We start from the raw sequence: 6227 nt of genomic DNA, 5'->3' as shown, positions 1-6227 counted from the left end.
CGTTCGTTGAATCTCGCCGGCGCATCCCTCCTCAGCGTCATCGACTGCCTTGCTATGGGGGCATTCCACAGCTCTACATAAGAGCGAGCTCCAACGCTCTTACGCAAAGCTACGGAAAATCGGTGTATCCCGATCCGTACGGCCTCGAAAAGACTGTCTACCAGGGACAACCCGAGCAAGACGGTGGCATCTATAGGCCAGTTTGAGAAGCGAGCAGGTCGTAGACACGAGGGCACGTCCTCACTCGTGGATCTGGGTGTTATTCCCTCTATCCAGTACAGCTAGTCCAGCGCTCGAGACATGCGTCAACAGTGAATAGAGCGCTACAGTACTTACTTGCTCATTCCTTTTGTGTTCGCGAGAAGTTGCCAACAGTCGGTGCATCCTGTCAATGTATGACGATTGCTGGTGGTGCTACAACCTTTTTACGAGGTATAGATTTACTTAGAGTTGTTCGTAGGGACACCCTTGCTTCAACAGCATATCAGACGTCAGCGAAGACAAGTCTGAATCAGTGAACTAGTCGAGGAGGGGGTCTTGGTGTCTGGGTCATCAGTGGAATTTCGCTCTTCAATACCCCTCAGCTGCTTGCCGGCGCCATTCCTGGCGCGTTACTGGCAATCGGTCTTGATTCGCTGTTTGGATTTATTGAAGGACGACTTAGCGGTGAGGACATGGCAGATAGTCTCTAGTAGTCGGGAGAGTCTGGTTCGAGTTTCACGTTACTGTGCTCAAGACAATCGTGAGCCTTGCTCTGTTCTCTCTCTGTTGACTACACTTAATCTGCTCTTTAAGTGCTTCTGGCTACAATGTAGAGCTATGACGGGAAGTTGTTCTCTCCTGATTCTCAGTTCGGTAGGGTAGACTACTGCTATGGGGTCATAGGTTTATATTTGAAGTCGCGGCTACCATTCGGTGAGGCAGACGCCAGCATTTGAGGACTATATACTCGTCATGTCGCTGAGTCGGTTGAGCTACGAGTTCGAGAACATCGACTCGGAGGCGAGTAGAATTGCGAGACCAGGCTGTCACGACCGCCGGGAGATATGAATACACTCCGAGTGAGGGTGTTCGACTGCTCAAGTAGCCAGTAGTCGATGTCTCTTGTATAGTAAAATTTGGTGATGATAACGATAGCAATTGACCAGAAGAGGAAAATATACAGAATTCAATCAAATGACTGGAGGGGCTACCGTATCCCTGATTGTCATTGTCTAACGTTTAGTAGCCTCTTGTAATATGAATTCACGATCGATCCGCTCTTAGACCAGACTACTTGCGTCGTTGTGGCGTCTCGTTTCCGTAGCTTTGCGTAAGAACGTTACCAAATCCATGCGGTTAGAATATCAAAATCGTGGAGACCGAGGGAGTGGTCTTCACCGAATACTGGTGGAATTGGGTGGGTGTGTGGTAGGTGCCTCGACACCTCTGAGTTCGATAGCGGAGGTCGATTCCTTGCATCTGGAGTTGTGAATTCATGGTCGAAAGGATGATCGGGTGGCGTAGAACTCTTCACACATCCCAGCAGCACCCTAAGAGAGGTGCCTGAGAAGCAGCCAATATTAACACCATTCGGAAGCGACGGTAACAGACCTCTCAACTGGCATCTCAAAAGTGTGCTAAGCGTACTATGGCACCCTGGCTGTTTGCTCGAACTCCTGAATTGCGTCGTCACTTCCTGCAACGAGCACCTCGTCGTCAGCCTCAATAGTGGTTTGCTCGTCAGTGTAGATAGTGTCTCCCCGTGAGATACCGATCACGGTCCATTCTCGCTCAGTGTTACGACGGGCGTCCATCAGTGACTCGCCAGCGAACGGAGCTGCGTCGGCCCGAATTAGCCGGATCTGGCTCATTGGATCCATGACGCGTTCACCATGGACCTCTGTTGCGACCAGGCGAGCAGACACTCGTTGGATAGAGAGGACGTAGTCGGCGCCCGCCTTGAATGCTGGCCTCGTCTTCTCTCTATCTATTACACGGACCAGAATCTCTACCTCCCTAGAGAGCGAGCGGGCTATAGCAATCGTCAACAATGTGGTCGAATCGTCGTCGACGGTGATGATCACTGATGAGGCATCCTGAATGCCGGCTTCACGAAGTGTTTCGGGTTCAGTAATATCACCGACAACATCAGGATTAGCTTCCTCCGATTCGTCGATCGTCGTCACCGAAACATCCTCCGGTAGCGCTTCGACGGCTGCGGCCCCGCCCTCGCCGAAGCCGGCAACGATGATATTGGAGGACTTTTCGATACGCCGAGACCGGATACCCGCGGTCTCGCTCGTTATTTCATTGAGCTCGTCCTTGGGTCCGGCAACAACCAGAACGGTATTCGGCGTGAGTTTATCGTCGAGTGCCGGTAGCAGACGCATCTCGCCGTCGAACCATCCAGCAACCAGGGTCAGGTTCGGGTGGTCTATGATTGGTGAGTCACGCACCCGGATGCCGTGAAGTGGGCTATCTCGCCTGATAAGTATCTCGCGGATATCAATCTCATTGCTATTGGGCTGTTCGTCGACTGTGATGGGTACCGTTGCCTTTGTTGCCAGTTGCTGACCGATTAGTGCGTGGGGGGCGACACTTCGGTCCACACCGACTTCCGTGAGCGCTCTTTCATGGCGTGTTGATTCTATGAAACTAATCACTCGTAGGTCTTCATTGGCTTCCAGCGCAGTCAGGACGATGCTCGCGGTTTTGTCGCCGGCGTCAGTGATAAGAAGTGATGCTCGTTCGATCGTAGCACGGTCAAGGGTAGTCCGTTCCTGGGGGTCGCCATTGATAGCTTGATAGCCGTCATCTGAGAGGCGTTTCGCCTCCTCTTCATCGGATTCGATGAGGACATAGTCGATATCAAGTTTTTCAAGTTCAGCAAGGAGCATATCAGTGTCACGTTGGTATTCAGCAATGACGACATGGTTCTCCTTGGTCGTGAGACGGTCGGCGAGGTTCAGCGGTGTCCGCTCAAACAGCGGGATGACCAAGACGCGCAGCGTGACAAAACCGATAATGACACCGGTTAACTGAATCGATACCATCAGGACGTTCATTACCGGTGTCGTCCATGGCGAATCCGCACCGTACCCGGTTGTCGTCATCGTTTCAACCACTGTCTGGAATGAGCGGAAGATAGATTGTGGACGGCCTTCGAGTGACTGCATTCCCCAGTTGTAGACGAGCGTGTAGAAGAGGACGACTGAAACAAGACCGACGACGAAGAACAATAATAGTCGTTGCCGTTGTGTAAGGTCGTGTGGATGAAAACCCCTGATATTTTGAAGTTCGCGCATTTGCAGTCTTCTAGTACTTATTGATAGAACTCCAGACTAATTAAGTAACAGCCCCGCGAAGGCATGCTTTCGCCACCATCTGTTGAGATCCGAATTGAGACCTGTCCTACAGACGAATCTTATCAAACCGTAGGCCATTCTCAACTAACCGCTAGTCACGGTCCCAGTTGATGCAGCCTGCATCGTCGAGTTTTGAAAGGTGGTTATGGAATAGCGGGCTCTGGTGAATCACTAGACGGCATCAGGAGTGGGGTCTTAGACTACAGGAGATTATGGCGAAAAAATTTCTTGTGGTCGTTCTCAGTNCCCCAACAACCTCGATTGGTCCTCGTTAAAGGCAGTTGCAATGCACGCTCAACAGCCGAAACCCGGCGCTCTATGGCGATTCACCAGAGCCGAATAGCGCTATTTCCTGAAGTTCACCCTCCTTGGTGCTGGCCGGATCAATAAGGGGGGAGAACTGGATGGGCGGATCTTAGCTCTTGGGGATCACCAACACCCGGATCGGACCGCGTACCAAGATGTTGCAGACCGCGTTCCAGTCTCTGTACGCCGTGAACCATAAATGGACACGAGTGTTCGTGGACCCACAGCGGTTTGTCCGTCTCGGTGCCACAGGCTGCGCACTCTTTTGGTTGTTCCGACCGGATCGACAGCCGCGAGTACGTGCACTTGTACTCGAGTATCTGCAGGAACGTTTTCCACGCTGTTCCGACACGATTGCGGCTGTTCAACAGGGGATCCATCAGATTCTTGGCGTCGAGATCTTTGACCGCGACGAGATCGTACCTCTCGTCGTTCCAGTCGAAGCATACCTGAAGCTACCATTCAGCTATGCGACGGGACTGTCGTGCTGGCGGCTTTCTCCGAGTGCGATCGTAGCGCGGACATCTTTCAGTCGAATCTCGAAAGGACGGAGTCCCACTCAGCACCGAGTCTGATCACAGTATTCTCGCGGCCGACTCGATAGCGGTTAGCGGGCATGAATAGTACTTAGTACTGGGTTTGGAAGTGATTGACCGTGTCGAAGAACTCCTCGCGCTTGCGTTCGAGGAAGATGAAGTGCGTTCCGCCGGCAATCTCGGTGTACCGCTTCCGGTCGTCTTCGGCACCAACGGCATCGTATAGATTCAGCGCGCCCTCCCGGGAGATGGTTCCGTCGTTCGAGGGACGAATGACGAATGTTGGGTCGGTGATGTGTTCGGGGTGGTACTCCCTGTCTTGGATCACCAGCGGGTTGATAATCGTCTCCGGATTGTCCTCGATCGCTTGGTTGCTCTCGAAGATTGCCCGCCAGACCGCATCGAATACCTCGTCGGCGGTGTACTCGTCGCCGCCAATCCACTGGTCGAGATCGGTATCGTCGGGAACTTCGCCGGTCCACCCCTCGACGAATTCCTCGCGAGTGTGGGGCAGGTACGCCGGTCCTTCCGGATCTGCGCCGACCTCGAGCGTGTCGAACGAGCCCCCAGCCAGCGTGACCGTCGCGTAGTCGGGTTCGCCGAGCGCGTATACTGCGCGACCGCGCCAGGTTCCGCCCGATAAGCCGACGTAGTGGATTCGATCGAAACCGCAGTCCTCGCGGAGCCACCGCGTCACCTCGAGGAGATCCAGGGCCTCGTGCTCGAACGATAGCGGCGGCGTGTTCGCCTCTGGCGGGGCCTGAAACTCGGTGGGCAGTTCGGTCTCGCCATAGCCGCGCATATCGGGCGCGAACGCCGCCTTGCCCTGCTCGGCCGCATACCGAAGCCAGCCGAAGTCCTTGGCGACCGGCGGATCGAACATCGAGAGCGCACCGTAGGTCATCCCATGGACGAAGATAACGGCCTCGTCCGGGTCCTCAGCGGTTGTCTGCTCCCAGACTCGAAGCCGATGGCAGTCGTCCATCGTCAGATCATGGGCGGTCGGTTTCCACGAAGCTATCCCGTGGTTCTGCCCGTTCACCCGTCGATTGCCGTTCTTTCGCTCCGCCTCGTTTCGACGGGTGTCCGCGCCCGTTACCGTGTTGACTGTTCCAAGGATTGTTGTCCCAGCCGTTCCGGCGAGGAATGCTCGTCTCGGAGTCGTTGTCTGACCACTATCGTCCGCCATATATCATCAAAATAATTATTCGAGGACATAATGATGTTGACCAATAATTTCGTGCATTGAGAAGAACCCCAAACATTGGCGGTCAGTCCGGGTCTGATCCCAGGTTGGGGATATCACTGAGCTAGACTAGGTCGTCCGCGTCGTCGCTTGTTCACTGCGCTGGCCGACGCGAAGGACCGCTGACTTCATCCGAACCCACCGGATAGGATTAGCGACAACCGATTTAGCCTTAGCGACCGTAACACGGGCGAGGAGATAGACTTCGGATGTCAAACCAATCTATCCTCTTCGCTTTCTACGGCAATAAACGTAGCAAATGTCTATTCGAGCCGGATGAGGTGACTGGTAAGACTGGCCAGTATTACTGGCCAATGTCACTAGATAGTTCACCCCCGTCTCGTCTCAAGTCAATCTAATCGCTGCAAATCTATGCCATGAAGTAATCAAAAATCAGAATTAATTATGTCTTGAATAGTCTGAGCCATATCTGCTCGAGCCTGACGGGCCACCCATCGAGCCGTACGATGAGACGTTGACGGGTGCGCGGGTTACGACAAAGCGAGAGGGTGTCGGAAACAGTGTTCGAGCAATTACAGTCGGCTGGATTCTTTCACTGGTTCTCCTCCCTTTGTGAACAACTATTTCGATCCACGCTCACACCAACCATGTCCAATAGTTAACGTACCTTGACTATATTTGTTTTTTGTTATAAAGGTAAGAAAACAGGGCCGATCGATCAGAAGGTGTGAAAACCAAAGTCTCGGTACTTCCCGAACGTCGCTTCGTGAACTGTGCTGAGCCATGGATGAACAGAGCGAATGCCGGTGTAGTAACTGAGTGAACAGGAAA

At 53.3% G+C, this 6227-nt stretch carries 2 protein-coding genes and 2 pseudogenes; 1 reads left to right on the top strand and 3 read right to left on the bottom strand.

Going from position 1 to position 6227, the window contains the following annotated elements:
• Nucleotides 1-527: 527 nt before the first annotated feature.
• A pseudogene (locus tag C492_RS25905) lies at nucleotides 528-692 on the top strand (ABC transporter permease); the annotation flags it as partial.
• 936 nt (nucleotides 693-1628) lie between these two features.
• Here C492_RS25905 and C492_RS10510 read toward each other — a convergent pair.
• From C492_RS10510 to C492_RS10505, 3 genes and pseudogenes are all read right to left on the bottom strand, one after another.
• A complete protein-coding gene (locus tag C492_RS10510) occupies nucleotides 1629-3287 on the bottom strand; it encodes a potassium channel family protein (protein ID WP_049892978.1) in 1659 nt (552 codons plus the stop codon).
• Nucleotides 3288-3795: 508 nt separating this feature from the next.
• A pseudogene (locus tag C492_RS25900) lies at nucleotides 3796-4075 on the bottom strand (zinc ribbon domain-containing protein); the annotation flags it as partial.
• Nucleotides 4076-4280: 205 nt separating this feature from the next.
• Nucleotides 4281-5174 carry an alpha/beta hydrolase gene (locus C492_RS10505; RefSeq protein ID WP_008423260.1) on the bottom strand — a complete coding sequence of 298 codons (894 nt, stop codon included), beginning with the start codon at nucleotides 5172-5174 and terminating at the stop codon, nucleotides 4281-4283.
• Nucleotides 5175-6227 lie beyond the last annotated feature (1053 nt).

Origin of the sequence: Natronococcus jeotgali DSM 18795, from assembly GCF_000337695.1 — an archaeon.
Taxonomy (GTDB): domain Archaea; phylum Halobacteriota; class Halobacteria; order Halobacteriales; family Natrialbaceae; genus Natronococcus; species Natronococcus jeotgali.
Note: the sequence above shows the minus strand (reverse complement) of the source record. Positions and strands in the feature narration are given on the sequence as shown.

Excerpts from the sequence above, each read along its gene's own strand:
- C492_RS10510 (WP_049892978.1), bottom strand. The coding sequence starts at position 3,287 with ATGCGCGAACTTCAAAATATCAGGGGTTTTCATCCACACGACCTTACA.
- C492_RS10505 (WP_008423260.1), bottom strand. The coding sequence starts at position 5,174 with ATGGACGACTGCCATCGGCTTCGAGTCTGGGAGCAGACAACCGCTGAG.